1 rRNA gene is annotated in these 440 nt (G+C 55.5%); it reads left to right on the top strand.

Annotation, left to right across the window (positions count from 1 at the left end):
- Positions 1-116, top strand: a 5S ribosomal RNA gene (gene rrf / locus FME68_RS12955); the annotation flags it as partial.
- Between the last annotated feature and the right edge of the window lie 324 nt (positions 117-440).

Here is a 440-nt window from a genome sequence, read left to right as displayed (position 1 = left end):
CGGTGGCCTATAGCAGCAGGGAAACGCCCGGTCCCATTCCGAACCCGGAAGCTAAGCCTGCTAACGCTGATGGTACTGCAACCGGGAGGTTGTGGGAGAGTAAGAAACCGCCGACACCAAACAACAAACCATAACTCAATACAGCAAAAGGAGACCGTTGAAGCATTACTACCGCTTCAACGGTCTCTTTCTTCGTTTTCAAGGTCGGCCCCAACGACACTGGGGGAGCGACCTCAAATCTCCTTGAGTACCACACCTAGGTCCATAACGCTTTGGCACTATCTTTTCGACACTTTCGGTGCTTTCCTCCTCGTGTCAGATGCGGGTTTTTGGTACCGGTGTTCCGGAGACCCGGTACTGCCGGGTTCCGGGTAGTTGGTACCGGGGCCGGGCCGACGGAGTCGGCCCGGCTGTTTGCTTTATTCGTCCGGTTCTATTGG

This window comes from Corynebacterium hiratae (genome assembly GCF_009708045.1).
In the GTDB taxonomy this organism is placed as follows: Bacteria; Actinomycetota; Actinomycetes; order Mycobacteriales; family Mycobacteriaceae; genus Corynebacterium; species Corynebacterium hiratae.
This window is presented reverse-complemented; position numbering and strand designations above follow the sequence as displayed.